At 57.4% G+C, this 24,740-nt stretch carries 19 protein-coding genes; 4 read left to right on the top strand and 15 right to left on the bottom strand.

Annotation, left to right across the window (positions count from 1 at the left end; translation table 11 throughout):
• Positions 1 to 19: 19 nt before the first annotated feature.
• From M655_RS12825 to M655_RS12800, 6 genes are all read right to left on the bottom strand, one after another.
• The gene (locus tag M655_RS12825) at positions 20 to 1,732 is read right to left on the bottom strand and encodes a methyl-accepting chemotaxis protein (protein WP_026557267.1); all 1,713 of its coding nucleotides are present in this window, start codon (positions 1,730 to 1,732) and stop codon (positions 20 to 22) included.
• Positions 1,733 to 1,839: 107 nt separating this feature from the next.
• Complete coding sequence (locus tag M655_RS12820; RefSeq protein ID WP_005830982.1) at positions 1,840 to 2,352, bottom strand: hypothetical protein; 513 nt, start codon at positions 2,350 to 2,352, stop codon at positions 1,840 to 1,842.
• A gap of 98 nt (positions 2,353 to 2,450) precedes the next feature.
• Entirely contained in the window at positions 2,451 to 3,341 is an 891-nt protein-coding gene (locus tag M655_RS12815) for a nitrilase-related carbon-nitrogen hydrolase (RefSeq protein ID WP_005830984.1), read from the bottom strand.
• Between the two features lie 33 nt (positions 3,342 to 3,374).
• A complete protein-coding gene (gene hydA, locus M655_RS12810) occupies positions 3,375 to 4,760 on the bottom strand; it encodes a dihydropyrimidinase (protein ID WP_026557268.1) in 1,386 nt (461 codons plus the stop codon).
• Between the two features lie 101 nt (positions 4,761 to 4,861).
• Positions 4,862 to 6,139: an NAD-dependent dihydropyrimidine dehydrogenase subunit PreA gene (gene preA / locus M655_RS12805; protein WP_007780322.1), complete on the bottom strand. Its 1,278-nt coding sequence runs from the start codon at positions 6,137 to 6,139 to the stop codon at positions 4,862 to 4,864.
• 117 nt (positions 6,140 to 6,256) lie between these two features.
• The gene (locus M655_RS12800) at positions 6,257 to 7,603 is read right to left on the bottom strand and encodes an NAD(P)-dependent oxidoreductase (RefSeq protein WP_025845926.1); all 1,347 of its coding nucleotides are present in this window, start codon (positions 7,601 to 7,603) and stop codon (positions 6,257 to 6,259) included.
• A 190-nt stretch (positions 7,604 to 7,793) separates the two neighbouring features.
• On the opposite strand from M655_RS12800, the gene M655_RS12795 reads away from it, so the two are divergent.
• Both M655_RS12795 and M655_RS12790 read left to right on the top strand, forming a co-directional pair.
• Positions 7,794 to 8,309: a hypothetical protein gene (locus tag M655_RS12795; protein WP_026557269.1), complete on the top strand. Its 516-nt coding sequence runs from the start codon at positions 7,794 to 7,796 to the stop codon at positions 8,307 to 8,309.
• 9 nt (positions 8,310 to 8,318) lie between these two features.
• Complete coding sequence (locus M655_RS12790; protein ID WP_007780332.1) at positions 8,319 to 8,726, top strand: hypothetical protein; 408 nt, start codon at positions 8,319 to 8,321, stop codon at positions 8,724 to 8,726.
• Between the two features lie 43 nt (positions 8,727 to 8,769).
• Here the strand turns inward: M655_RS12790 and M655_RS12785 are convergent, their stop codons facing one another.
• From M655_RS12785 to M655_RS12775, 3 genes are all read right to left on the bottom strand, one after another.
• Positions 8,770 to 10,041, bottom strand: a complete 1,272-nt coding sequence (locus M655_RS12785; protein WP_005830997.1) for a hypothetical protein — start codon at positions 10,039 to 10,041, stop codon at positions 8,770 to 8,772.
• A gap of 258 nt (positions 10,042 to 10,299) precedes the next feature.
• Positions 10,300 to 11,634: a hypothetical protein gene (locus tag M655_RS12780; RefSeq protein ID WP_051353886.1), complete on the bottom strand. Its 1,335-nt coding sequence runs from the start codon at positions 11,632 to 11,634 to the stop codon at positions 10,300 to 10,302.
• A gap of 197 nt (positions 11,635 to 11,831) precedes the next feature.
• Positions 11,832 to 12,416 carry an LOG family protein gene (locus M655_RS12775; RefSeq protein ID WP_005831001.1) on the bottom strand — a complete coding sequence of 195 codons (585 nt, stop codon included), beginning with the start codon at positions 12,414 to 12,416 and terminating at the stop codon, positions 11,832 to 11,834.
• A 95-nt stretch (positions 12,417 to 12,511) separates the two neighbouring features.
• Between M655_RS12775 and M655_RS12770 the strand changes: the two genes are divergently transcribed.
• Complete coding sequence (locus M655_RS12770; protein ID WP_005831003.1) at positions 12,512 to 12,826, top strand: MazG nucleotide pyrophosphohydrolase domain-containing protein; 315 nt, start codon at positions 12,512 to 12,514, stop codon at positions 12,824 to 12,826.
• A gap of 136 nt (positions 12,827 to 12,962) precedes the next feature.
• Here the strand turns inward: M655_RS12770 and M655_RS12765 are convergent, their stop codons facing one another.
• Together M655_RS12765 and M655_RS12760 are read right to left on the bottom strand one after the other, a co-directional pair.
• Positions 12,963 to 14,327, bottom strand: coding sequence for an aspartate aminotransferase family protein (locus M655_RS12765; RefSeq protein ID WP_005831005.1), 1,365 nt, complete (start codon positions 14,325 to 14,327; stop codon positions 12,963 to 12,965).
• A 14-nt stretch (positions 14,328 to 14,341) separates the two neighbouring features.
• Positions 14,342 to 15,850 (bottom strand): CoA-acylating methylmalonate-semialdehyde dehydrogenase, encoded by a 1,509-nt coding sequence (locus tag M655_RS12760; protein ID WP_005831007.1) that lies wholly within the window; start codon positions 15,848 to 15,850, stop codon positions 14,342 to 14,344.
• Positions 15,851 to 16,015: 165 nt separating this feature from the next.
• Here M655_RS12760 and M655_RS12755 point away from each other — a divergent pair, with 165 nt between their 5' ends.
• Complete coding sequence (locus tag M655_RS12755) at positions 16,016 to 17,659, top strand: PucR family transcriptional regulator (protein ID WP_005831009.1); 1,644 nt, start codon at positions 16,016 to 16,018, stop codon at positions 17,657 to 17,659.
• Between the two features lie 306 nt (positions 17,660 to 17,965).
• On the opposite strand, the gene M655_RS12750 is transcribed toward M655_RS12755, so the two are convergent.
• From M655_RS12750 to M655_RS12735, 4 genes are all read right to left on the bottom strand, one after another.
• Positions 17,966 to 20,236, bottom strand: a complete 2,271-nt coding sequence (locus tag M655_RS12750) for a S8 family serine peptidase (protein ID WP_051353907.1) — start codon at positions 20,234 to 20,236, stop codon at positions 17,966 to 17,968.
• Positions 20,237 to 20,379: 143 nt separating this feature from the next.
• Positions 20,380 to 22,788, bottom strand: a complete 2,409-nt coding sequence (locus tag M655_RS12745; RefSeq protein ID WP_026557271.1) for an AAA family ATPase — start codon at positions 22,786 to 22,788, stop codon at positions 20,380 to 20,382.
• Between the two features lie 65 nt (positions 22,789 to 22,853).
• A complete protein-coding gene (locus tag M655_RS12740; protein ID WP_081414701.1) occupies positions 22,854 to 24,047 on the bottom strand; it encodes an MFS transporter in 1,194 nt (397 codons plus the stop codon).
• 82 nt (positions 24,048 to 24,129) lie between these two features.
• Positions 24,130 to 24,621 (bottom strand): MarR family transcriptional regulator, encoded by a 492-nt coding sequence (locus M655_RS12735; protein ID WP_007780352.1) that lies wholly within the window; start codon positions 24,619 to 24,621, stop codon positions 24,130 to 24,132.
• Between the last annotated feature and the right edge of the window lie 119 nt (positions 24,622 to 24,740).

Genomic DNA, 24,740 nt, shown 5'->3' with positions numbered 1-24,740 from the left:
TTGTTGCCGCAAAAACACACTACCATTTGAATTGGCTGATCGATTCCTGCAATTCGTGGGACAGCTCGTTCAAATTGTTGCTGGAGCGGGCAATTTCCTGCATCGCAGCGAGCTGCTCCTCTGCTCCGGCCGAGACAGACTGCGTATGTACGGCCGCTTCCTCCGACAGCCTGTTCATCTCGTCCATGGCGGAAGCAACCTGCTGCACGCTCGCCGACATTTGCTCGGTCGCTGCGGATACTTCCTGGATTTGGCCTGCCACGTCCTTGGAGGAAACGACGATGCGCTCGAACGTTTTTCCCGCCTCCTGAACGGCGGCAGCCCCTTTTTTCGCCTCTTCGGTCCCGGCCAGCATGACGGAGACGACCTGGGTTGTCTCGTGCTGGATTTCTCCGATCAGGCGGGCGATTTCCCGCGCCGATTCCTCGGATTGCTCCGCCAGCTTGCGAACCTCATCCGCCACCACGGCAAAGCCCCGGCCCTGCTCTCCGGCCCGCGCTGCCTCAATCGCCGCATTCAGCGCCAACAAATTGGTCTGGGAGGCGATGCCTGTGATTACATCGACAATTTTCCCGATCGCTTCCGAGCGGACGCCGAGCTGCTGAACGAGGTCTGCCGCGTGGTTCACGCCTTGGGAGAGAGAATCAATTTGGAAGACCGCTTGCTGAATCTGGATATTCCCTTGCTGCGCATCATCCGCTGCCACTACCGATGCTTCGGAAACGGCGCTGGACGTGTCGGCAATCCGTTGAATGGCAACAGACATTTCCTCCATGACGCGCACGCTTTCCTGTGTGCGCTGGGTCTGCACTTCGGCCGTCGTCGCAATCTGCTCGACGCTTCCCATCGCCTGCTCTGTGGCCCGCACGGATTGCTGGGCGCTTGCCGACAGTTCCTCGGAGGAAGCTGCGACTTGCTCTCCTGCGACTTTTACTTGCTCGATCAAGGAACGGAAGTTGGCGACCAGCTCGTTGAAGGCAATCCCGAGCTTGCCGACCTCGTCTTTTGCTACGTAAGTCACCGGAGCAACCGCCAAGTTCCCCTGAGCCAAATCTTCCATGCGGCTTGCGACGACGCGCAGCGGATCGGCAATCATCCGGGAGATCAAAAATCCGAGTCCGCCCGCCAGGACGATCGAAGCTCCCCCGACGATCAGCAAAAGCAGCACCGCTTTTTTCGAATCGTCCCAGTTTTGCTGCTGCATCCGATCCGCCTGGGAAGACTTGTAGTTCGCCCATTCCAGTTGTTCCTGATTGATCCAACTGAGCGTTTTGTCCGTCGCCCGATAGTAGGCGTAAGCCTGATCGGTCTTGTTTTCCTTAATCAGTTGGACAACCTCGTTCTGGTCTTTGCTGTACTGTTCCAGAAGCTCCTTCAGCTTACTGACGCGCTCTTGTTCTTTTTCGTCCAGGCGAGAGTTCTGGAGGTACCTAAACGTCTGGTCGGCAGAGGCGATGCGCTGGTCCAGCTCGGCCTTGTACTGCGCGAAGACAGCAGGGGCAGGATCGAGAATCATTTTGTAGATCAACCCGTCAATAGCCCGAATGTCTTGTCGCCAGTCGTTAATCCACTTCACTGGAAGCAGTTGCTCCTCATACATGGCCTGCATCCGTTCCCCGGATACTTTCACGTGAAAATAACCCGTGATGCCGATGCTGCACAAGAAGATCGCCATCAAGACGACCAAGCTGAACATTTTGGCTCTAGTGCTGAGGTTACGTAGTAGATTCATTGCTGTAGGTAATCCTCCCGTGTCCATAGTAGTAAGTTGAAAAAGCTCGAATACTGTCCAAATCTTACCAAACTCTGGCGAATCCGTCGATAGTCTTGGGTGATTTCTCACACTTCGAGCACAGAGAGAAGCGAAATGTCTTCGATTTGCGCGTCAGGCTCATAGCAAACATAGTACGTAAGTTCCGGGCTGATCCAGTAGCGAATCCCCCGGTATCCACAGGCGAGCAGGTAGGCCCGCACCTCATCTCCGGTCCATTCCAGCCATTCCTCGTGCGCAAGCCCGGCCGCGCGCCGCGCCAGCTCATCTGCCCCGTGCCTGTGCCGCAGCGCCTCGCTGCGCAATTCATTTTCGCCGAAGCGCTCGTCCAAACAGAACAGCCCCGGCAAAGCCACCTGCTGCTGAAGCACGGCGGCTTTGTCCCCGATCGTCTCGGCGTGGCAGATCGCGTACTGTGCCGCGACGACCGGATTGCTCACCAAATAGACGCCCGACCCGAACACCGCCTTTGCGCTCGCTCCATTCGTAAACTGGCGGCGTTCTGCCCGTTCGTAGCGCTGCGCCCTGACTACCCGCAGCGCTTCCTGATACTCCACTCCGCGATAAACGGTCTGCTTCATGATCTGGCCGCTCCTTTCCGGCGTTTTTCGCAAAACCAAAATCGTGCCCACATAGGAAAAGGAGGAAGACGCATGCCTGGCGCCTCCCTCACCTCGTCTTACGGCAGCAACTTCACCATGTCGTCGTACGTCTCCGGGCGACGATCGCGATAAAATTGCCACGTATCCCGCACTTCTCTGATCTTTTCGCGGTCCATCTCCGCCACAATCACCTCGTCTTGATCGCGGCTGCCGACAGCGACAAACTGTCCGCGCGGATCGACCAGGTATGACTGTCCGTAAAATTCCCCCATGTTCCACGGCGCTTCCGTCCCAACCCGATTAATGGCGGCGACGTAGTAGCCGTTTGCCACCGCGTGTGCGGGCTGTTCGAGCTTCCACAAATACTCGGACAGGCCGGCGACGGTGGCGGAAGGATTGAAGACGATCTCGGCGCCGCCTAGGCCAAGCAGCCGCGCCCCTTCCGGAAAATGGCGGTCGTAGCAGATGTACACGCCGACTTTGGCGAAAGCCGTATCGAACACCGGGTATCCCAAGTTTCCCGGCTTGAAGTAATACTTTTCCCAGAAGCCGCAGCCGCTGCTGCCCACCCCTACATGCGGGATGTGCTGCTTGCGGTATTTGCCCAGGTACGTGCCGTCTGCATCAATGACGGCCGCCGTGTTGTAGTAGGTGCCGATGCCGACCTTTTCATACACGGGCAAGATCAGCACGGTCCCGAGCTCCTTGCCCAGCGCGGAAAACTGCTGCACAGTCGGGCCGTTCGGCACCTCTTCCGCCGCTTCGTACCATTTCGTGCTTTGCTCCGCGCAAAAATAAGGGCCGTAAAAAATTTCTTGCAGACAGATGATCTGCGCCCCTTTGCCAGCAGCCTCCCGCACCATTTTCACATGCTTTTCGATCGCCTTTTCCTTGTGAAGATGAACCGGCTCGTCGCCGTGCACGTCATTTTTGGCCTGAATCAGCCCGATCGTCACTTTATCCGCCATCTTGCTCCTCCTCACCCCAGCATTTGCATTTGGCTATGGTCTGGCAAACGTCGACCGCTTCACGTAGCGGCCCGCCCCCGCATGGCCGACGAACTGCTTGTTGCGGACGACGAACGCGCCGCGGGAAAGCACAGAAATGACGTCGCCGTGAACCTGCATGCCTTCAAACGGGTTGTAGTCCACATTCATATGGTGCGTCTCCACCGAAATCGTCCGCTGCACAGTCGGGTCGAACAAGACGATGTCCGCATCGGAGCCAACCGCAATCGTGCCTTTTTGCGGGAACATGCCAAACAGCTTGGCGACTTTGGTGGAGGTGATGTCCACAAATTGATTCAGGCTGATTTTGCCTTTGCGCACGCCCTCGGAAAAGAGGATGGTCATGCGATCCTCAATGATCGGGCCGCCATTCGGAATTTTCGTAAAATCTCCGCGGCCCAGCTCTTTTTGCCCGGAAAAGTTGAACGGACAGTGGTCGGAACCAACTGTTTGCAAAATCCCGTTTTTCAGCGCGCTCCACAGTACGTCCTGGTTCCACTTTTCCCGCAGCGGCGGGGACCAGACGTATTTCGCCCCTTCGAAGTCCGGCTTTTCCAGCGCGGTGATATCGAGCACCAAATATTGCGGACATGTTTCTCCGTAGACGTTCCAGCCTTTTTCGCGCGCCTCGGCGATCCGGCGAACGGCGTCGGCGCAGGACACGTGCACGACGTACAACTGGGCATCCGCGAGCGCCGTGAGCGCAATCGCGCGGCCTGTCGCCTCTCCCTCCGCTTCCGGCGGACGGGTGTAGGCGTGGTAGATCGGATCGGTATTTCCTTCGGCCAGCGCCTGCTTGGTCAAATAATCGAGCACGTCCCCGTTCTCGGCGTGCACTTGGACCAACGCCCCTAGCTCCTTGGCGCGGATCAGCGTCTTGAACAAAGTTTCGTCGTCGGCCATCAGCACGTTTTTGTACGCCATGAATACTTTGAGCGACGTGATCCCTTCGTTGTTCACGACCGACTCCAGCTCTTCCAACACCTGGTCGTTGGCATCCGACACCATCAGGTGAAAGCCGTAGTCGATGACGGCTTTGCCTCTCGCTTTTTCGTGCCAGGTCGCAATCGCGGAGTGGAGCGACTCCCCTTTGCTCGTCAGGCAAAAGTCCACGATGCTCGTCGTCCCGCCGAATGCGGCGGCTTTTGTGCCCGTGAAAAAGTTATCGGATGTAACCGTGCCGCCAAACGGCATGTCGAGGTGCGTGTGCGGATCAATGCCGCCCGGAAGCAAATAGTACCCGGTTGCGTCGATAACCTCCGCATCTGTTGCTTGCAGGTCCGAGCCGATCGCGACGACTTTTTCGCCGTCGATCAGCACGTCTGCCTGATACGTGTCTGACGCCGTCACAACCGTCCCGTTGCGAATCCATTTTTTCATGACCTTCCTCGCTCCTTTCCCCTGCCGTGCATAAATGAGACATCCCGTTCCTCGTACATGCTATGCCGCAGACGCCCCATTCATGCCATCGGCCCTAGAACTTACGTCTCGCAACTGCCCCCGCCTGCCAAAGCAGCCTGGCGCTGGTTCCAGGAAAGCGGCGGCTTGCCCGTCGGAATCTCCACCATCTCGATCGTTCCTTCCACCGGACAGACAATCGAGCACAGGTTGCAGCCGACGCAGTCTTCCTCGCGCACTACCAACCGCTCTTTTCCCGTTGCGGCGTCCTTGACGATATCAATGCATTGGTGCGAAGTGTCCTCACAGGCGATATGACATTTGTTGCAGTTGATACAGGTTTCTTCGTGGATGCGGGCGACTACTTTGTAGTTGAGGTTCAAATGGCCCCAGTCCGAATACGTGTGCACGGCCTTGCCGACGATGTCCATGACCGAGGCGATTTTGCGCTGGTCGAGGTAGTTGTTCAAGCCGTCGATCATGTCTTCGACGATCCGAAAGCCGTGGTGCATCGCGGCGGTACAGACTTGCACGCCAGTCGCACCCATCAGCAAAAACTCGACGGCATCCCGCCAGTTGGAAATCCCGCCGATGCCCGAAATCGGCACGCCGACAAACGGATCGCGCGCACACTCGGCGACCATGTTCAGGGCTATCGGTTTCACCGCTGGTCCGCAATAGCCGCCGTGCGCTCCTTTTCCGTCCACGTGCGGTATCGGCAGCCATTTGTCCAGGTCTACCCCCATCAGGCTGTTGATCGTATTAATCATGCTGATCGCGTCCGCTCCGCCCGCCGAAGCCGCCCTGGCAGTAAAGCGAATATCGGTAATGTTCGGGGTAAGCTTGACGATGACAGGCGTCTGGGCCACTTCTTTTACCCATTCGACCTGCTGGCGAATGAGATCGGGGTGCTGCCCGACAGCCGAACCCATGCCGCGCTCCGCCATGCCGTGCGGACAGCCGAAGTTCAATTCCAGGCCGTCGACGCCAATCGCCTCCACTTTTTTGACGATCTCATGCCACGCCTCCTGCTTGTGCTCGACCATCAGCGAGGCGATCAGCGTATGCTTGGGAAACCGTTTTTTCGTCTCATCCATTTCCTTCAAATTGACCTCAAGCGGTTTGTCGGTAATCAGCTCGATGTTGTTGAACCCGAATACCCGCTGCCCGCCAAAAGTCAGTCCGGCAAACCGCGACGTGACGTTGATGATCGGCTCTCCCAGCGTTTTCCAGACAGCTCCGCCCCAGCCCGCCTCAAAAGCCCGCTGGACCTGGTAACCCGAGTTCGTCGGTGGCGCAGATGCCAGCCAGAACGGATTCGGGGATGTAATCCCTGCTAGATTGATAGAAAGATCGGCCATGATTGCTCTCCTCCATCTTTTTGGCGCTGCCACGGGCACGCCGTACTCCCCTGCTAGGTTCACGCTCTGCAAATAACGCTTTCAGATTTCGGTCAGAATCTTCTGTACATTACCTCCCTAGACAAGCTGCTTCTGGTCGCGGATCGCCTTGTCGATGGCATAAGCGGCACGCTTTCCGTGATTGGCCGCGTCGACGACCATCGCGTCCGTTTTTCCTCCGCCAAAAATGACGTCCCCTGCGGCAAACACTTTCGGGTGCGACGTCCGGTAGGTGCCGTCCTCGACGGTGACGGTGCCGTTTTGATGCTGCAGGCCAAGCTGGTCGATCAGCGACAGGTGGCGATTTTGCCCAATCGCTTTAACGACAAAGTCCACCTCGATGAAAAACTCGCTGCCCGGGATCGGTACCGGACGTTTTCGGCCTTTCGCATCCGGCTCTCCCAGCTCCATCCGGATCAGCTCCAGCCCTGTCACGCGCCCTTTGTTCCCCAAAACGCGCGTCGGAGCCACGAGCCAGCGAAACTCCACGCCGTCCTGCTTGGCGAACTCGTATTCGAACTGGTAGCAGCTCATTTCCTGCACCGTTCTGCGGTACAAAATCTGCACATTGTCCGCCCCCAGCCGCTTCGAACAGGTCGCGGCGTCAATCGCCGTATTTCCGGCGCCGATCACGACCACTTTTTTGCCGACCATGTCCGTGGTAAGCGGCTTCGTTTTCGTATCTTCTACCAAGGCAATCGCATCCAGTACCCCTTCCAGCTCTTCCCCGGGAATATGCAAGGAAGGCACGCTGCTCATCCCCACCGCCAGCAACACCGAATCGTAGTTGGCAACGAGCTCGTCTGGCATGATGTCGACGCCGATCCGCGTGTTCGTCTTGATCGTCACGCCCAACGCCTCGACCTGCTCGACCTCCCAGAGCGATATTTCCTGCGGCAGCCGGAAAGACACGATGCCGTATGTGTTCAGCCCGCCCGCTCTTTCTTTTGCCTCGTAGATCGTGACCTCGTAGCCGAGCCGGGCAAGCTCTCGCGCCGCCGACAGCCCGGCTGGCCCCGCTCCGATAATCGCCACCCGCTTGCCGTTCGGATCGCCTTTTTGAAACAAGGCCGCGTTGTTGCGGATCGCCCAGTCTGTCGCATGGCGTTGCAATAGCCCGATCATGATCGGTTTGGAGGCGTGATTGAGCACACAGGCTCCCTCGCACAGCTCCTCCGTCGGACAAACGCGCGCGCAGCTTGCCCCAACCGGATTGGATTCCATGATCGTCCTCGCAGAGCCGAGCAGATTGCCTGTCGCGATTTTGCGAATGAACGAAGGAATGTCAATCGAGGTGGGACAAGCCTTGATACAGGGCGCGTCGTAGCAGTACAGACAGCGATTCGCTTCATCGATCGCTTCCTTCGGCTTGAGGGCGCTCACCACTTCGCTGAAGTTTTTTTGCAGGTCATTCGGGACGCTCATCCATATACAGCCTCCTTGCCAGCTCGAATAAGATGCTTGCTATTAATCAATGTGCAACATCGCCGTTTTATGCTTGTTTCATTTCCTATCGCCATATGTTCGCAGTGAAATCAATCGCCGCTCGCAGTCATGAATGATTTCACGTCCGAATAGGCTAACAGTAACCACGTCGGCAAAGGAGTCTGTCACGATGAAGGACTACGCCCGCAAAATCGCGCAGGTCAAACAGCAAATCGCAGAGCTTGCCGCGCTGCTTGCCGAACTGGAAAACGAGCAACAACGCTATCACGAGCAGTCGGAACAGCGCAAAGCGTACATGTCCTCGCGGGAAATTCTCGAGCTATTGGAGCAAAAGCAGGTCCGCATCGGCAGCATGGCCACGATCAAACGATGGTCGGATCACGGCTATTTGGGCGAGGGCGTGGACGAACGGGAAGCCTTTCCGCTTTTGGCGAGCAAACAGGGCAACAAACGGTTTCTGTATCCGCGCGAGGCGGTGCTGTCGTTTTTGTACGAAAAAGGACTGCTCGTCCCCGCGTACGAAGTGCTGGACCGCGTGCAGCTTCGCCGTGCCAGCCGGGACGCAGACTGGGCATTGGTCACTGCTGTGTCGCGCCGTGACCTGCGCTTTTTCTACCAAGTTCAATTGGAGACAACGGGAGAAGTCGTGCTTCAAGTACCGGAAGAAGAGTTGTTTCTCCCGTAAGGAGGCACTATGGAACTGGCCGTCATCATGCTGGAAAATACCGCGGACAATCAGGAGTTGTCCCGACAAATTCGCGATTTTCACAAAAAAAAGGGGCAGCCCCTCGCCATTCGTTTCAGCGAAGAACTGACCCATATTATTTTGGAAGCGCCTTGCCTGTACATACCGGACCCGGCGCAGCTCGATCCGCGCACGATTGTAGACGGACAAATCCGCGAGAGCGGCGGACACGGGGAAATTCACCCGCGCCACAAAGGAAAGACCGTCAACCTGCACCTGGATTCCGAGCTGGTTGCAGAGCTGGAGCAAATTCGCGCGCTCGTCAGCAGCAAGACACAGCATGAGGTAATCCGCGAGCTGTTCGTGCGCGGCATGCGCGCGTATTTGGCGGAAAAGGAAGGCGAGCAAAGCGAATGAACAGACAGCGGTTTGGTCACCTCCAGTACACGTGGAGGTGGCTTTATTTTTTCCAGGCAAGGAAGACGCGCTCCCCGGCAAGCTGGTATTGCACGGTGTACGTGCGGCTGTCCGCGCTCACGAACGCAATCTCCTTTTTCGCCAGGTCGAGATGCGTTTCGTTGACGTCAAACATCGTGATCGGCGCCGCCTGCTGCTCGTCCCAGGACAAAATGACAGTCGCCTTTTGCGTGGGTACATGGTAGACACCAGCCCCCATCATCGTTTCGTAATAGATCCAGTTGTTGTCCAGCCAGACGGCTTTATTCACGTAATGCCCCGGAAACAACTGGGCGACGGGCTTGTCATTCGGATCGTAAAAACGGATGCTGGCGGAACTGTAGAGAACTTCCGAGTCGATGACTGCCACCGTTTTTCGGTCCGGCGCAAAAATCCCTTCGCTTTTCGCTTGCAAAAGATTGGCCTTTTCCTGCTCGATTCGTTGCTTTTCGGCCACAAACAGCGCATCTTCCGGGGAGATGCTCACATAGGGAAGCTTCGCCAAGGCAGGCAGCGCGTCTTTTGCCGGAAAATTGCTGTAGATCGTCAATGTCGCCTCTTCCGGCGCACCGTCGTAGGCGATTCCTCTGGACGGATACTCCCAGGCATACGTGCCGATTCCGTGCAGATGGTAAGTAAAATCAGGCTGACCCCAGGCGGCAAAAATCGAAAAAGGCCCGGAAGCAGCCGGCTCGGCGAGCTTTTCGCCATACGCTTGCAAATGCTGCGCCATATCGACGAGCGCCCGCGTGTCGGGAACGCGATCGCGGCGATAGAGGGAAAACGCCTTCGCTTTTTGCTCGGCAAACGTGACAAACAAGTAGTAATCCTGGTAAGAATAGCCGATCAGCCCGTACTCCTGTTCTGTGAAGGCTGGCGTGCCCAGCTTGCGCAAAATCTCCTGCTGCGACGTCTGAACGGTAATGCCCGGAACGATTTCTCCCTTGAAGCCAGGCTCTGCCAACACCCCGAACGCTCGCCCGTTTTCATCCCACTTGACGGCAATCCCCGCCTGATAATACACATAATCGTCGAACGACTTGACGGCTTGTCCCAAAAATTTGCCCAGCGCGTCCTGTTGCCATTGGCCGCCCTGGAACGCGTGGACGAGCGAAACTTGCGCCAGCTCCTGCGCAGCATTCGCTTGACCTGTTGCGGTCTGGCTCGGCGCAGTCTGTTGCAGGCCCGTCGCCACGCTGGCTGCCGAACCGATTGCCGTTGCGGTTGCAGCCAAACTAAAGCTCGTAAGCAAAAGAAACACATATTTCGCGAACACGGTAGTCCCTCCCCGATCAGCCTTTCCTTGTCTATCTATCCCAGTTTAGCAAAACATGCCGGATTTTTGCGAACATTTTCTCTTTGTTTGTCCCTTGTGAAAATGGCCACTGCTGGACAGCCTGAAGCTTTTGCCAGCGGGTTATACGTTAGTGCTCCATCCGGATCAGCGGGCGAGCGAAAAAAGCCTTGCTTCCCACTGCTTGGGCAAAGCAAGGCTTTTCGCTATTTATCCGATCCTCTCCGTAGACGGACAGGCTTATTTCGATTCGCCGTGGAGGTAGTTGTAGAATGGCTGGTCAACCCAGAACTTGTACGTTTCCACGTTCAGCTTGTCGCTCAGTTTTTTCAGGCCCGCCACCACTTTTGGCGACTCTTCGTTCAGGGAGAACGACTGGACGATGTAGCGGCCTTCCTTGATGACGTTGTTCGTAATGATCGGATAGTCTGCCAGCTCCGTGCGGGAGTGGTAGAGCGGCTGCCACCAGGACGCTTTCAACAGCCCTGTTACGTCTTCCTGGTTTCTTTTCGCGTATTTCAGCACCAATGGCTGGAAGCGCTCCTTCTCCTCCTTGCTCGCAAACTCGAAGCTCAGGTCGTATTCTTTTGCATAGGCGATAAAATTGCCGTTTTCGATTTGCACGACCTGGTAGTCATCCGACTCGGTCGGCTCGCCCCACTCTTTCAAATAGATGAAGGCGGATGTTTTCGGCTCGAACTGGACTTTGGCGTCGATGCCTTCACTTTTCAACAGGCCAATCAGTTGAATGGCGTGCGCGATATCGCTGTGTCCGTAAGTAATGGTGCGCTCCGGATCAAAGTGCGGATCGAAGGCAGCATCCTTCAGGTTGTAGCCGGTAATCAGGTTTTGCTTGAGGCCCGTGTCGATGATCTGTTGCAGCTCTCCTGCCTTGATAATCGACGATTCGCTCCAGGCTTGCGCGAGCTTGCCGTAAATGTCCGCCTCTTGCACGCTGCCTAGGTAGTTTTTGTAGTCGCCGTGGAACTCCACGACTTTCCCCAATAGTTGGACAGCCAGCTCTCCGGTCGTGTCCCCGTCTGCCTTGATCGCGGCCAGCGTGCTCGCGGACACAAGCCCGGTGTCAAGGGCAACCGCTACTTCCTGTGCGGCCTGCAGGGAGAGCGCTCCACCCTTTTGGTAGGAAATGCCCGCCGCTTTCAGCGACGCTGCCACTTTATCCTCGCTGTACGTGTAAGCCAGCTCGGACAAGTCCGCTGCCTTCACAGCCGCGCTGATTGCTTCCCAGGCTGCGATTTTCGTCGCTTGCGCCTGCGCTTCGGGAACGTAGGCTTTCGCGCTCGCTTCTTTTTCCGTTATACTTTGGGTAGCCGCAACTACCTTGGCGAGTGCCTGGGAAAATTGCCCGCGCGTCACCGCCTTGTCAAGCGAGATGCCGTATTGCTGCAACAAAAAGCTGCCGTACTCTGCCTCGGCCGATGCGCTCGCCGCTTCTTTGGCCAAGACTGCCACAGGCTGATTCGCAGCCGCTGCTCCCGCTGTCGCCGGGAGAACCAGCGCAGCGATGAGCGCCGCTTTGTGGGAAAGCTGAAGCCACTTGTTCGATTTCATCATGACGGTTCCTCCTTATGTATGAAGCCCAAACATATCATTACTATTCCTATGCGTTCACTATGATATATTGTCATCTACCTTATCACCTGTTCTTACTGTGTGTCAATCCTTTCTAGTTCAACGCAAAAACGCCCTTCCGCCAAGCAAAAAAGCAGCTCGCTCCATCTGCCAATGCGAACTGCTTTTTTTCAACGCAACTACTTCTCGGTCAACTCCGACCATTTGTTCACTTTGACGGGCGGCTTGTAGTCGCGCAGACGGTCGAGCAAAACAGCCGGATCGCTCTCGCACACGACCAGCTCTCCTTGCATCCGCGGGATGAAGCCTTCCTCTGTAGCGTGCTGCACCATTTCCATCAGCGGCGTATAGAAGCCGTCCACATTCAACAACCCGATCGGTTTCGAGTGAAGCCCGATCTGCCCCCAGCTCACCACTTCAAAAATTTCTTCAAACGTGCCGTAGCCCCCGGGCAAGGCGATAAAGCCATCGGACAAATCGTTCATCTTCGCTTTGCGCTCGTGCATCGTGACGACTTCATGCAGCTCTGTCAGACCCGTATGTACGATCTCGCCGCGAAACAGTCCGGTCGGCATGACACCGATCGCTTTGCCGCCGCCTTCGAGCACCGTATTCGCCACTCGTCCCATCAGCCCCATGTTGGAGCCGCCGTAAACCAGTTCCAGCTCTCTTGCAAGCAGTTCTCTCCCCAGCGCTTCTGCATATTGGGCATAAGCCGGATTTACGCCTGGATTGGAACCCGCAAACACACAGATACGTTTCATGCCATCCTCCTGGATCCATTAAAGTTGAGTGGCTTTCGTCACCACTTTTTGGTGTATAGTACAATTATACAAAAATCTAGAAGGGACAGATACATGTGAATATCACGGAATTTCAGAAATGGGTAGGAGATTTTTACGAGGAGCGGGGCTGGACGCAGTACGGGCCGTTTATTCGCGTAGGCTTTCTCATGGAAGAAGCCGGCGAGCTTGCCCGCGCCGTGCGCGGCATCGAAATCGGGCGCGATCGGCCGGACGAAGGGGAAAAACAGGCGGACGAAGCGCGCCAGGAGCTGGTGGAAGAGCTCGGCGACGTGCTGGGCAACCTGATTTTGCTCGCCAACCAGTACAACATTCCGTTTGAAGAGATTCTCGATGCCCACAAGGCGAAGCTGCAGAAGCGGTACGAGTAGCGGACGGAACGGTTTGTTCGCCTCCGCCGTCGCGAACAGCCAAACATGACAGCAGACGCCCCGGCCTGCAAGTCACACACAGGTACCTGCAAGGGGCGTCTGCTGATTTTTTGCCAAAAGGCTCTATCTCAAACTCCTATTCCAACGTGTCAAACGCTTCCTTCATGACGCGGGCGATAAAGTCGATGTCATCGCTGGTTGTAGAAAAAGGCGGCGAAAGAGTCAGCACGTTGTTGAAGCCCGGAATGGTATCGCCGTTGCGGCCGATGATAAGCCCGCGCTTTTTGCACTCGCCGATGACCTGCGTGAGCTTCGCAGGCGCGGCGGGTTCTTTCGTTTTGCGGTCCTCGACCATTTCGATGCCCATCAAAAAGCCGAAGCTGCGAATGTCGCCTACATTCGGGTGATCGGCCAGGAAGGCGAGCTTGGCACGCAATTCGTCCCCCAACTGCTCGGCGCGCTCCACCAGCTTTTCCTCTTCCATGATCTCCAAGTTTTTCAATGCGAGCGCACAAGCCGCCGGATTTCCGCCAAACGTGTTGACGTGGCGGAAATGCAGGTTGTTGCCCTGCTCGTTGAACTTGTCGGCGATTTCGGCGCGCACCGCCGTGGCCGACAGCGGCAGGTAGGCGCTCGTAATGCCTTTGGCCATCGTGACGATATCCGGCTTGATCCCGAAGTTTTGGTGGCCGAATTTTTGGCCGGAGCGGCCAAAGCCGCAGATGACCTCGTCGACGATCATCAACACGCCGTACTTGTCGCAAATCTCCCGCACCTTCGGCATGTATTCCGGCGACGGCACGAGCACGCCCCCGCCTGTAATCGTCGGCTCCATGATGACGGCGGCGACGGTTTTTTCGCCTTCCCAGTTGATGACCTGATCGAAGTATTGCGCGCATTCCAGATTGCATTTGCCGTACGACTTGCCCGCAGGACAGCGGTAGCAATAAGGCGGCGGCACGTGCAGGAACCCTGGCGCGAGCGGCTCGTACTTTTCTTTGCGCACAGCCTGGCCCGTGGCAGCGAGCGCGCCCATCGTGTTGCCATGGTAGGCGCGGTGCCGCGAGATGAATTTGTAGCGGCCCGGCTCACCGTTCTGGTGGTGGTATTGGCGGGCGATTTTGAACGCGACCTCGTTTGCCTCCGATCCGCTATTGGAGAAAAAGACGCGATACTCCTCGCCCAGCCACTCGCTCACTTTTTCCGCGAGGCGAATGGCCGGCACGTGACTTTGCGTCAGCGGGAAGTAGGCGAGCTGTTTCAACTGCTCATAGGCGGCATCTGCCAACTCCTGCCGACCGTACCCGACGTTGACGCACCACAGGCCGGACATGCCGTCCAGGTAGCGGTTGCCGTCGATATCGGTGATCCAGGAGCCTTTTGCGCCTGTCACGATCATCGGATTCGGGTTGTAGGGCGACATGTGATGCCACATGTGCTCGCGGTCGGCCGCAAGCAGGCTGTCCTTGTCGTACTCTTGCAACAGTTGATCTTGCTCCATCGCCTAAGCCTCCTTTATTTTACGAACACTTTTTGCGAGCCGATGCTCGTATCGCCATCTTCGAACCATCTGGAGGTAACCGTCTTTTTCTTCGTGTAAAACAGGACGCCGTCCTTGCCGTTTGCATGCAGGTCGCCGTAAAACGATTCTTTCCAGCCCGAGAAGGCGAAGAAGCCCATTGGCGCAGGCACGCCCACATTGACGCCGACCATGCCGGCCTCCACGCGCTGCACGAACTCCCTGCCCCATTTTCCGTTGTTGGTATAAATCGTCGCACCGTTGCCAAAGCGGGAGCGGCTAATCGTTTCCAGGCCCTCTTCAAAATTTTTCACGCGCATGACGCTGAGCACAGGCGCGAAAATCTCGTCGCGCACGATGACCATTTCCGCATCGGCCTGGTCAAAAATCGTCGGGCCGAGGAAGTAGCCTTTTTCGTGCTGCTTCGCATCCTCCCGTCCGTCGCGCACGAGCGCAGCACCGGATGCAAGCCCTTTTTCAATGTAGCTGTGCACTTTGGCCAAATGCGAATCGCGAATGACCGGACCGAGATCGACGCCTGCCTCAAGCCCGTTGCCCATCACAAGCGCGTTGGATTCTTCGATCAGGTGCGCCACCAGTTCGTCAGCGATGTCCTCGACAGCGACGACCGCGCTCGCCGCCATACAGCGCTCGCCCGCACAGCCAAACGCCGAACTGACGATCGTTTTCGCTGCCCGCTTCAGGTCGGTGTCCGGCATGACCAGATGGTGGTTTTTCGCGCCAGCCAGCGCCTGCACCCGTTTGCCATGGGCGGCGGCTGTCTTGTACACGTACTCCGCCACAGGCTGCGAGCCTACGAACGAGATCGCCTTCACATCCGGGTGTTCCAGCAGCCCGTTGACGACATCGTGGGCGCCGTGCACGACATTGAACACCCCGTCCGGCAAGCCCGCTTCCTTCAGCAGCTCCGCGATGCGAATGCAGGACAGCGGCGTGCGCTCCGACGGCTTGAGGACGAACGTATTGCCCGCGGTAATCGCGATCGGATACATCCACATCGGAACCATCACAGGGAAATTGAACGGGGTAATCCCGGCCACGACGCCCAGCGGAAAGCGAATCGCCTGGCTGTCGATATTCGCCGCGATATTGGGCAGCGTCTCGCCCATGAGCAGCGTCGGCATCCCGCACGCAAACTCGACCATTTCCAGCCCGCGCAACAGCTCTGCCTGTGCTTCCGGGAGGTTTTTGCCGTTCTCCAGCGTAATCATCCGCGCCAGCTCGTCCTCGTGCTTCACCAGCAGGCTGTGAAAACGAAACATGATGCGCGCCCGATCCACGACCGGAGTCGCGCTCCACCCTGCGAAAGCTTCCTTCGCAGCGGCAACGGCCTTGTCCACGTCTTCTTTCGTCGACAGCGGCACGCGGGACAATAGTTCGCCCGTCGCCGGGTTGGGCACGTCCTCAAAGCGGGCTGCCTGCGATTCCACCCATTGTCCCCCTACGTAATTCTTCAATGGATTTCCAACAGCGGCTGTGTTCATCCTTTCAACTCCTTGCGATCATTTGTTTGACAATTCCATTTTATCAAAAAATAAAACCGCTCATCACTAGACAAAATGACAATCATTCGGTAGGATTCATCATACATCATGTCAATTGCCCGTCCTCGGATCGTTTGTGGAAGACGGGCAGATAGGGGGCTGCTTATGAGCAATGACTGGCGACTGACCATCGCCGAGGCGATCAAACGTCCGTTGTTTCGGCACGCCGAGGTCGTGGCGGGCCACCGGGGCCTGGCCCGGCCTGTGCGCTGGGTTCACGTTCTGGAGACGGCCGATACGGGCCAATTTTTAAATGGCGGCGAGCTGATTCTCTCCACCGGACTCGGCTTCGGCGAGGCGAAAGAAAAGCGGCTCGCCTATTTGGCCGAGTTGATCCGGCGCAAAGCGTCCGGCTTGTGCGTGGAGCTGGGAGTGTACATCCCGTCGATTCCGGCGGACATGCTGGAGATGGCCAACCACCACGAGTTTCCGCTCATCGTCTTCCATCAGCCTGTGCGCTTCGTCGATATTACGCAAGATTTGCACGAGCATCTCATCAATCGGCAAATGCAGGCGCTGCGCGACCTCGAAGCGTATTCCCGCGGCTTGCAGCAGCTCAGCCTGCAGGCGGCGGGCATCCCCAAGCTGCTCCAGCATTTCCAGTCCGCAGTGCAAACCCAGGTGCTGTTTTACTCGCCAGACGTCGCTGCCCAGTACGTTCCGGCCTTGCCGCACGCAGTCCAACTGGAGATGACCGAGCTGATGCGCGCTCATTTTGCGCAAGCAGACACGAACGACGCCAGCGTCCGCTTTCACGCGTTGTCACAGACCAAGCAGTTGATCTATCAGCCGGTGATGGCAATGGGCCACCTGCTGGCCTACGTCGGACTGATCTTGTACGAGCGCGAGGCAGACGAGTATTTGCTGTTGACGCTGGACAACACCGTCTCGGCAATGGCCCAGTTTTTCCTGCGCAAAATGTTTGCCGAGGAACAGACGCGCGCCATGGAAAACCGTCTGTTCGACGAACTCATCGCCAACCGCGCGATGCCCGAGGAGCATATGCGCACGTTGCTCGGCCTGTCCGGCAGCAGCAAGGCGCCTGCATACTACACGCTCATTATGTCTTGCGAAAAAAACACCGACCAGACAGACGATGCCCTCCCGCCGCACGATCTGACGGCGATATTCCGCTCACTGCTGACGCGGCAAGGCTTTCGGCCGTTCATCCGCTGCACGGGCAACCGCTTCTACGTTTTGCTGATCGACCAAAAGACAACGGCGAACGCACGGCGGGCGCTGGAAAAGGCGTGGGCAGACATGAAGCGGATCGCCGGACAAATGCTCGGAGCGGACGCCAGGATTTGCTGCGGGATCGGGCGGGTGGGCAAACGGTTGTCTGACGCCGGAAGACACTTGGCGGAAGCGGAGCAGGCCCTCGCTTTTCAGCGCGAAGCGACGAGCCCTTTTTTCACGGACCTTGGCTTGTTTCGCCTGCTGTTTCATATCCCGACCGAGCCTGTGCTGGCGAGCTTCATCGCGGACTATCTGGGCCCGTTGCTTGCGCACGACCAAAAGCATGGCTCCGCCCTCGTGCACACGCTGCGCGTCTACCTCGACGCCAACTTGTCCAAGCAGGAGGCTGCCGAGCGCTTGTTCATTCACCGCCAGACGCTCTACCACCGCCTGGAAAAAATCGCGGAGCTGCTCGGGGACGACTACGCCTCCCCGGAGCGCCGCATCTGTCTGGAGATCGCCCTGCGCGCGCGGGAATGGCTGCAAAAAGAAGAGGGAGGCGTCCTTGCGTAAAAAAGGCCAGCTCCCGTGCCGTTCACCGTTTGCGCAGCGACGTTGGACAACCAGGCATTCGCCCTTTTTGCCGACGCTCTCGCCGCCTTTTGGGCAAAGACGCATTTTGACCACCACACATCTGAAAGCGGATGAGAAAACTTGGCTACGCCAATGGCCAGGCGCTGCCTTACTTGCCCTTATACCGGATAAGAAGCTTATGCATTCTTATCTGTACAAAAAAAGACACAGCCCTTCGCTCGCGTCAAGAGCAAAGGCTGTGTCTTTTCCGTTTATTCATCGCGCTCGCCACGCTGTCGGGAGTAACTAGCGCTTTTTCGTTCGTCCCGGATACCGCAAGTCCATGCGAAAATTCGCTTCTTTGCCGTCCGCAAGCTCCACTCGCACCTTGTACAGACCGGACTTCGGCAGCTTCACCGACAGCGCCTCGGGATTGTCCGTCCCCGTCGCGACAGCCAGCTCCTTCTTGTTGTTGTCGTACACGTACACTTGCAGGTCCGCTTCCTCGTCCCATTCCAGCGACAAGCTCATCTCTCCCGCTACAAAGCTGCGGATGACGTACTCCTTGTAAGGAGTCTTTTTGTTCAGCGTCCCTTTTTTCCATTCGCTTCTGATCTCATAGTCTTCGTTGCCCTCTTGACCGCTGTTGTCGTCATCCTCTTCCTGGCCGTCTTCGTCCTCATCCTTGACCTTCGCCCATTTCCCGGTCGTGGCGATGGCGTACGGCTGCGGGCCTTTTGGAATGTTGTAGCCTTCCACGGTCACGGTGTACGTCCCTTTTTCCGGCTGCAAAATCCAAATCTGCTCGACGTTGTTCAGGTTGTCTACCTGGTCGTCGTACGGCGCTTCGAAAAAGTCGTTTCCGTTCAGGCGCTCGCCGCTCGGGGTCGTGACCTTCAGATTCAAGTCGTTGACCAGAGTGCGCCGGGCGGCAAACGAAGCCGGATAGTCCGTCCAGGCAAGCGTGATCGCAAGCGGCTTCGAGCTGTCTGTCACCTTGACCGCGTACTCGGCCTTTTCGCGCGTCCGCAACCCGTCCTTGACGTCTTTGTAGCTCGTCTGGATCGCCTGCTCCAAATTCGCCCGTCCGAAGCCTTGCTTGCGCATGTCTTCGCCGAGATCATCCGCGCTCGTCAACAGCATCGCTTTGAGCAGGGCACCGCTCGGCTCCTTCTCCCCCTGCTCGTCCAAATACTGCCGGACTTGCGCGACGCCGCCCGCGAGAATCGGTGTCGCCATGCTCGTACCGCTCATATAGGCGTAGTAGTCGTTGAAGCGCTTGTCAAAATTTTTGCTCGGCGCAAGCGAAGAGCGGGTCGACAAAATCGACGTGCCCGGAGCCACGATATCCGGCTTCAAACGTCCGTCCGCTGTCAGTCCGCGACTGCTGTCTTCCCATACCTCGTCCTTGTTATCCGAGTGGTCGCCAAGGCTCGGGCGGACGTTTTCCGACGCGCCAACGGCGATCACATTTTTGGCGGTAGCCGGGCTGCCGACGCTCTGATAGCCAGCCACTCCAAAGTTGCCCGCCGCGATCAGCGCGGTCATGTCCGGATGCTCCCACAAAAATCGGTCAAACAAAAACGAGCTTAAACTGTAGTCTCCTTTGTCATTGGCGCCCCAAGAATCCGAATGAATCCGGGCGCCGTCCTCGTACGCTTCCTGCAAAATCGTTTCCACGTCGGTCACCAGCTTGCCGCTGCGGTCTTCAATCGAGTGAAAGACGAGCTTCGCGTCGGGAGCCATCCCTTTGTACTGCCCGTTCGATGCCTCGCCTGTGCCAAGAACAGCCCCGGCCACGTGCGTGCCATGCCCGTGCCTGTCGCTGGCATCGTCTTTTCTGCCCATGGCGTACAAGCTTTTGACCTGGCCTTGAAAATCCGGGTGCATCGACTTCAGGTCGCCCGTATCCAGCCCTGTATCCGCTACGCCGACGATCTGTCCCTTGCCAGTGTAGCCTGTAGAAGCCAGCTCGTCCGCATGGATGATCGTCGCTGCGATGTCGTTGTGCAGTTCATTTTCCGGGACAGGGACGATCGCGATGACGTCCTCCGATTCGATAACTTGTCCAATCGCGTCTTCGTTCATCGTGACGATGGAGATATGCGGCGCGATCTTTGGCGACTCGATCTCTTTTATATCTGCTTCATCCGCCAGCCGGCTGACGGTGCGCAGCATGTCCACCTGTTGGTCGAAGCCAATTACGGCTACCTCTACGGCTTTCGTTTTTCCCAGGGTGGATCGCAACTGCGGAGCCAGCTTGGCCTGCGGATGATACGGAATCACTTTTTTCACAAAGGAAAGCCGCTCGATTTCTGCGCGTTGCTCCTCGCGAGCCAGCTTGGCCAAAAAGGCGTAATCCGGTATGTAATCGCCCAGAGTAGCACCCAAATCTTCCAGTTGTTCTTTCCATTGTTCGCGCACCGGGCCGGACAACTGGATGACGACGAGGTCAGAAGCGCTCCGTCTCGACGATGTTTTCTCTATCGCCAGCTCTTCCTTGGCTTCGATCTCGATATGTCCCCGTCTCTCTCCCTGCTGCTGCCTGGCCTCTGCCGGCAAGCTTGCCAGCAGCATGCTCAAAGCGATTGTTGTCGATAATGTTGCCTGCCATCTTTTTTGCAAAGAAAAACACCCTTCCCCTCATGGCCTTGTTTTTCCATTATACGGGATCGGGTGAATTGTCAAAAGAGTAGGAAGGCAGACGCCTGGGACAAAAACTAGGCTTTTGTCCCATTTTCCTCGCTTTCCCATGTCAGCAACGGTTGAAAGTCGCTCCATAAAAGCGTCGCCAGCAGCTCCTGGTCCCAGCTCTCGCGGGACATGCCCGTAATGCGCAGCGCCTGGTTCTGGATCGCCTCCTGCAAAAGATTGTAGCTGAACCGCCCGTTTCCATGCAGCCGCTGCTCCTGGGACGCTTTTTCCAGCCTTTGCCGAATCGCCGCCACGGCGTTGTCCTCGATCACATAGCCCGCCTTCTGTGCCGCCTGCTCTAAAATTTGCACAAGCTCTTCCACGGAGTAGTCGGGGAAGTGGATGTACTTTTTTAATCGCGACAAAAGTCCCGGATTGCTCAGGAGCAGCCCGTTCATTTCCCTGGAGTAGCCTGCCAGCACCACAACCAGGTTTTCCGCGTGTCTCGTCATTTCCTCGACGAGCGTGTGGACCGCCTCCTGGCCGAAGTCTTGCTGGCCCGGTCCGAGCAGGGCGTATGCTTCATCAATGAACAGCACACCGCCCAACGCCTCGCGCACTTTTCTGCGGGTGAGCGCCGCCGTCTGTCCGACGAAGCCTGCGACCAGATCCGCACGGCTTGCCGTGACGAGGTGACCGCGCTTCAAATACCCGACCTCCTGCAACATTTGCGCGTACAGTTGCGCTACCGTCGTTTTCCCCGTGCCCGGATTGCCTGTAAACACGGCGTGCAGCTCAATCGCGTTCTTGGGCAAGCCTCTGGCCGCCCGCTCCTGCTGCACGGCGACATAGGCGGCGATTTTTTTCAGCTCGGCCTTCACCGCTTCAAGCCCGATCAACGACTGGAGCTGTGCTTCGGCGGACGATTCCGCAGTCGGCTGGGGCGCTTCGCTGACATCCTCCGGCCGCAAAATCGTGAAGTCGTCCCATTGCAGCGCTTTGCCCGCGGTCGCCCGCCCTTTGGCGAATATCGCGTCCAGCACCAGATTGGTGACGGTGCGGGCATTGCCGAACGTATCGTCCACCTGCGCTTTTTCGATGCGCTCCCGCAACGCCGTCTTGGCAGCATCCGTCAGCGTAAAGTCGTTTCGCGCCGCTACCGCGTCCGCAATTTGCACCAGCTCGTCTGCGTCGTAGTCCGGCAAAACAAAGTGGCCTGCCTGCGGAAAGCGGCTGTACAAGCCCGGATTGGCGTACAAAAACTGCCGCATTTCTTCCGGGTAGCCGGCGAGCATGACCACAAACCGTCCGGCGTACTCCCCGCTCGTCATCGCAGCCACCAGCGTGTCGATCGCGTTTTGCCCGTAGTCGCTGCCCGAGCTGTCCGGCCGCTTCAAGCTGTACGCTTCGTCGATGAACAGCACTCCGCCGTCCGCCTGCTTGATCGCCTCCATCACCCGCTGCTCCGTCTGCCCGACGTATCCGCCTACCAGATGAGAGCGGTCCACTTCGATCAACTGCCCGTTGGCAAGCAGCCCCAGCTCGTGGTACAGGCGAGCGATCAAACGGGCCAGCGTCGTCTTGCCCGTGCCCGGATTGCCCATCAGCACGAGGTGCAGCGGCAGTTGATCGTGCATGTGCCAGCCTTTTTCCTCGCGCAGTTTCCGGTATTGTAAAAACTGGGCAAGCTGGCGCACTCGCTGCTTGATGTCACGCAGTCCGATCAGGCTCTCCAACTGCTCCAGCGCTGACAGCTTGCTGTGGCGCTCGGCTGCAGGCGCTTCGCTGGCGACGTCCGGCTCGTCTTCCGGCAAAAGCTGCACCTTTTCCTGTGCCTGCAAATTCAGGGCGCGAATCGTCTCCTGCAACTGGTTCAACATCTCTGCCGAGAAAAACACGCCGGAGAGCGATGCCCCGTACGATTGGACGCGCTCCAGCAGCTCGGCCAGCAGCCTCTGCCGCCTGCCGTACAGGTCGACCAGACGTTCCGCTGTCGCTCTCGCCTGCTCGTCCCCCAGCTTATGTGCCGTATGCAGCGCTTCTTTGGCAATCGCCTGCCACTGTTCGATTTCCGCTTGGGCGAGCAGCGCTTTTTCGCGCAGCACCTCTACGGCTCGTCTTTTGGCGACGACATTATCCGTCTCGCGAACGGTCGGAAACCCGGTTTCAAACGGATGGCTGCGCAGTTGCGAAAAGGCGAGCCGCAGTTGTACACCCAGTGCGTACAGATCGTTCGGCTTAAGCGACAGCGCCCGCTCCAGCCACTCCTGCGCCAGCGCATAGCCGCCTTTTTTCGCCATGCGCAAAACGGACAGCCTGGTCAGGACCGCCGCTTCTGCCCGATCGCGCTGCTCGTCCGGACTGTCGGTACGTGCCTCTTCTATTTTTTGCAAAAGGGCCAAACATTCGGCCTCTGTGTATGCTTGAATTTGTGCGGGGTCGACCAGCGCGCCTTCTCTGGCAGGCTGCCGATCTCGCTCGTGTTGTTGTTGCATGCTTTTTGCTCCTCCCGCTTTTGTGTCATTCTTTGTTGTAGCACATTTGCAGGTGGAAGAAAAGGTTACGCGGCAAACTTGCCGCTATGCGCTTTTGCCAAGGCGCAGCCCGCCCGCGTTTTCGCGGCAAACAGAACCGCGAGCACGAGCAGAAGTCCCGCTGCGCCAAACTCCAGCCAGGTGCCGCCCGCTCCGTACATCGCCGCTCCCGCTACGGGTCCCGCCGCCATGCCCATGTAGCGGATCAGGTTGTAGACGCCAATCGCGGTGGCCCGTTCCTGTTCAAACACTTCCGACAAGAGCGTAGTATGCACCGGCATCCCGATTCCGAGCGCCAGAGCGAACAGCGCGCTTGTCACGACGAGCAAGACGAGCGATGCATCTGCTGCCGCCATGAACAAAAAAGTCGCAACAGCGTGCATTCCGGCTGTCCAGACGAGTGCTTTGCGCGATCCCCACCGCTTTTGCACACGGGCAGCCAGCTTGCTGCTAATCATAAAGACGACCGATGTGAGCAAAAACAACAGACCGATTCGCTCGCTGGACAAGTGGTAGCGGTGCGTCAGCTCGACGGGGATGAACAGCAGGAAGCAGTAATACGTAAACATTTGCGCAAAGCCGAGCAAAATCACGGCCGCTCCCGTCGGCTGCCGGAAAATATCGCAGTAGGCGCGCAAGTGAAAGCTTCTCGCGGCTGTCTGGCTGTTTTTCGTCTCCGGCAGCAACAGTCCGTTCCCGATGAGCAAAAGAACTGCGGTTACGGCCAAAAACGCAAAGACAGCCGAATGTCCGCCCACTCCCCCGATCCAGCCGCCGAGCAACGGGCCGATGGCTGGTCCTACCGCCAGCATCATCTGGTACGTTCCCATCGCATTCGCCCGCTCGTTGCCCGCAAACAGGTCGCCAATCATCGTGGCAGCCACAATCGGGATCGCGGCGAAGCCTGCGCCTTGAATCGCGCGAAAAACGAGCAAGGAAGCAATCGAATCAGCCAGATAGCAGCCGACGGAAGCGAGCGCATACAGGACGAGTGCCGGAATCAGCACCTTTTTCCGGCCGAACCGATCCACGAGCGGCCCGTAGACGATCTGCATCACAGCCAGCATGACCGTAAACAGCGAGATTGTCAGGTTGATCCAGTATTCGCTCGTCGCAAACGCCTTTTGCATGGCAGGCAGGATCGGCATAAACAAATTTTGGGCAAACGTTCCGAGCAAAATGGTCACGCCCAACAAGACGAGTACTTTTTTCGCATCCATCTGCGGTTTCACCTCATTCTCATAATTGTGTCCAAGGAAACAATTTACGAAAACGTTAGGGAGAACCCGAATCCGTCTCCCTTCACGTCTCTGCCCAGTTCTTTTCCAGCTCTTTTGTCGCTTCGCCAATGAACCGCGCGACAAACGCCAGCTCTGCTTCGCTGTAGTTGTCCAAAAAGCGGTACACGTTTTTCTCCAGCCGCGCGTGAAAGCTATCGTGAATGCTGTTCACCAGCTCGCCCACTTTGGTCAGGCGGAAAAAAACTTCCTTCTGGTTGTCTTCCAGTTGGTAGCGCTCCAGCAGCCCTTTTTTCAGCAGCTTCACCGTAATTTTCGAAATCGCGCTTTTCGTGACCCCGATGTTTTGCGCAATCGTCGTTACGTTCATCCGGGTATCTCGGCCAATCGCGGAAATGACGTGCAGCTCCGTGACCGAGAGGCTGCCCAGATGCTGGTATTCGGGAATGCTGTTCTGGATGAGGCGCAAGAGCAGCGCTTCGCGGCGTTTGCTCTGCTCCTCCTGTTTATGGAGAAGCGCGAGCCACTGATTCCAAATTTTCGTTTTCTGATCCAATTCAGAAGTCAGCTCCTTTGCCAATCGCCTTTTTGTTTCCTCGGAAACATTCTCACTGTATCACGTTTGAAGACAAGTGGCAAGCAAAAAACCGCAGCCCTGCCGTCCCGAGCTGCGGT

This window comes from Brevibacillus sp. NSP2.1 (assembly GCF_000470975.2).
Classification (GTDB): domain Bacteria; phylum Bacillota; class Bacilli; order Brevibacillales; family Brevibacillaceae; genus Brevibacillus; species Brevibacillus agri.
This window is presented reverse-complemented; position numbering and strand designations above follow the sequence as displayed.

Excerpts from the sequence above, each read along its gene's own strand:
- M655_RS12825 (WP_026557267.1), bottom strand. The coding sequence starts at position 1,732 with ATGAATCTACTACGTAACCTCAGCACTAGAGCCAAAATGTTCAGCTTG.
- M655_RS12820 (WP_005830982.1), bottom strand. The coding sequence starts at position 2,352 with ATGAAGCAGACCGTTTATCGCGGAGTGGAGTATCAGGAAGCGCTGCGG.
- M655_RS12815 (WP_005830984.1), bottom strand. The coding sequence starts at position 3,341 with ATGGCGGATAAAGTGACGATCGGGCTGATTCAGGCCAAAAATGACGTG.
- hydA (WP_026557268.1), bottom strand. The coding sequence starts at position 4,760 with ATGAAAAAATGGATTCGCAACGGGACGGTTGTGACGGCGTCAGACACG.
- preA (WP_007780322.1), bottom strand. The coding sequence starts at position 6,139 with ATGGCCGATCTTTCTATCAATCTAGCAGGGATTACATCCCCGAATCCG.
- M655_RS12800 (WP_025845926.1), bottom strand. The coding sequence starts at position 7,603 with ATGAGCGTCCCGAATGACCTGCAAAAAAACTTCAGCGAAGTGGTGAGC.
- M655_RS12795 (WP_026557269.1), top strand. The coding sequence starts at position 7,794 with ATGAAGGACTACGCCCGCAAAATCGCGCAGGTCAAACAGCAAATCGCA.
- M655_RS12790 (WP_007780332.1), top strand. The coding sequence starts at position 8,319 with ATGGAACTGGCCGTCATCATGCTGGAAAATACCGCGGACAATCAGGAG.
- M655_RS12780 (WP_051353886.1), bottom strand. The coding sequence starts at position 11,634 with ATGATGAAATCGAACAAGTGGCTTCAGCTTTCCCACAAAGCGGCGCTC.
- M655_RS12775 (WP_005831001.1), bottom strand. The coding sequence starts at position 12,416 with ATGAAACGTATCTGTGTGTTTGCGGGTTCCAATCCAGGCGTAAATCCG.
- M655_RS12765 (WP_005831005.1), bottom strand. The coding sequence starts at position 14,327 with ATGGAGCAAGATCAACTGTTGCAAGAGTACGACAAGGACAGCCTGCTT.
- M655_RS12760 (WP_005831007.1), bottom strand. The coding sequence starts at position 15,850 with ATGAACACAGCCGCTGTTGGAAATCCATTGAAGAATTACGTAGGGGGA.
- M655_RS12755 (WP_005831009.1), top strand. The coding sequence starts at position 16,016 with ATGAGCAATGACTGGCGACTGACCATCGCCGAGGCGATCAAACGTCCG.
- M655_RS12750 (WP_051353907.1), bottom strand. The coding sequence starts at position 20,236 with ATGCTGCTGGCAAGCTTGCCGGCAGAGGCCAGGCAGCAGCAGGGAGAG.
- M655_RS12745 (WP_026557271.1), bottom strand. The coding sequence starts at position 22,788 with ATGCAACAACAACACGAGCGAGATCGGCAGCCTGCCAGAGAAGGCGCG.
- M655_RS12740 (WP_081414701.1), bottom strand. The coding sequence starts at position 24,047 with ATGGATGCGAAAAAAGTACTCGTCTTGTTGGGCGTGACCATTTTGCTC.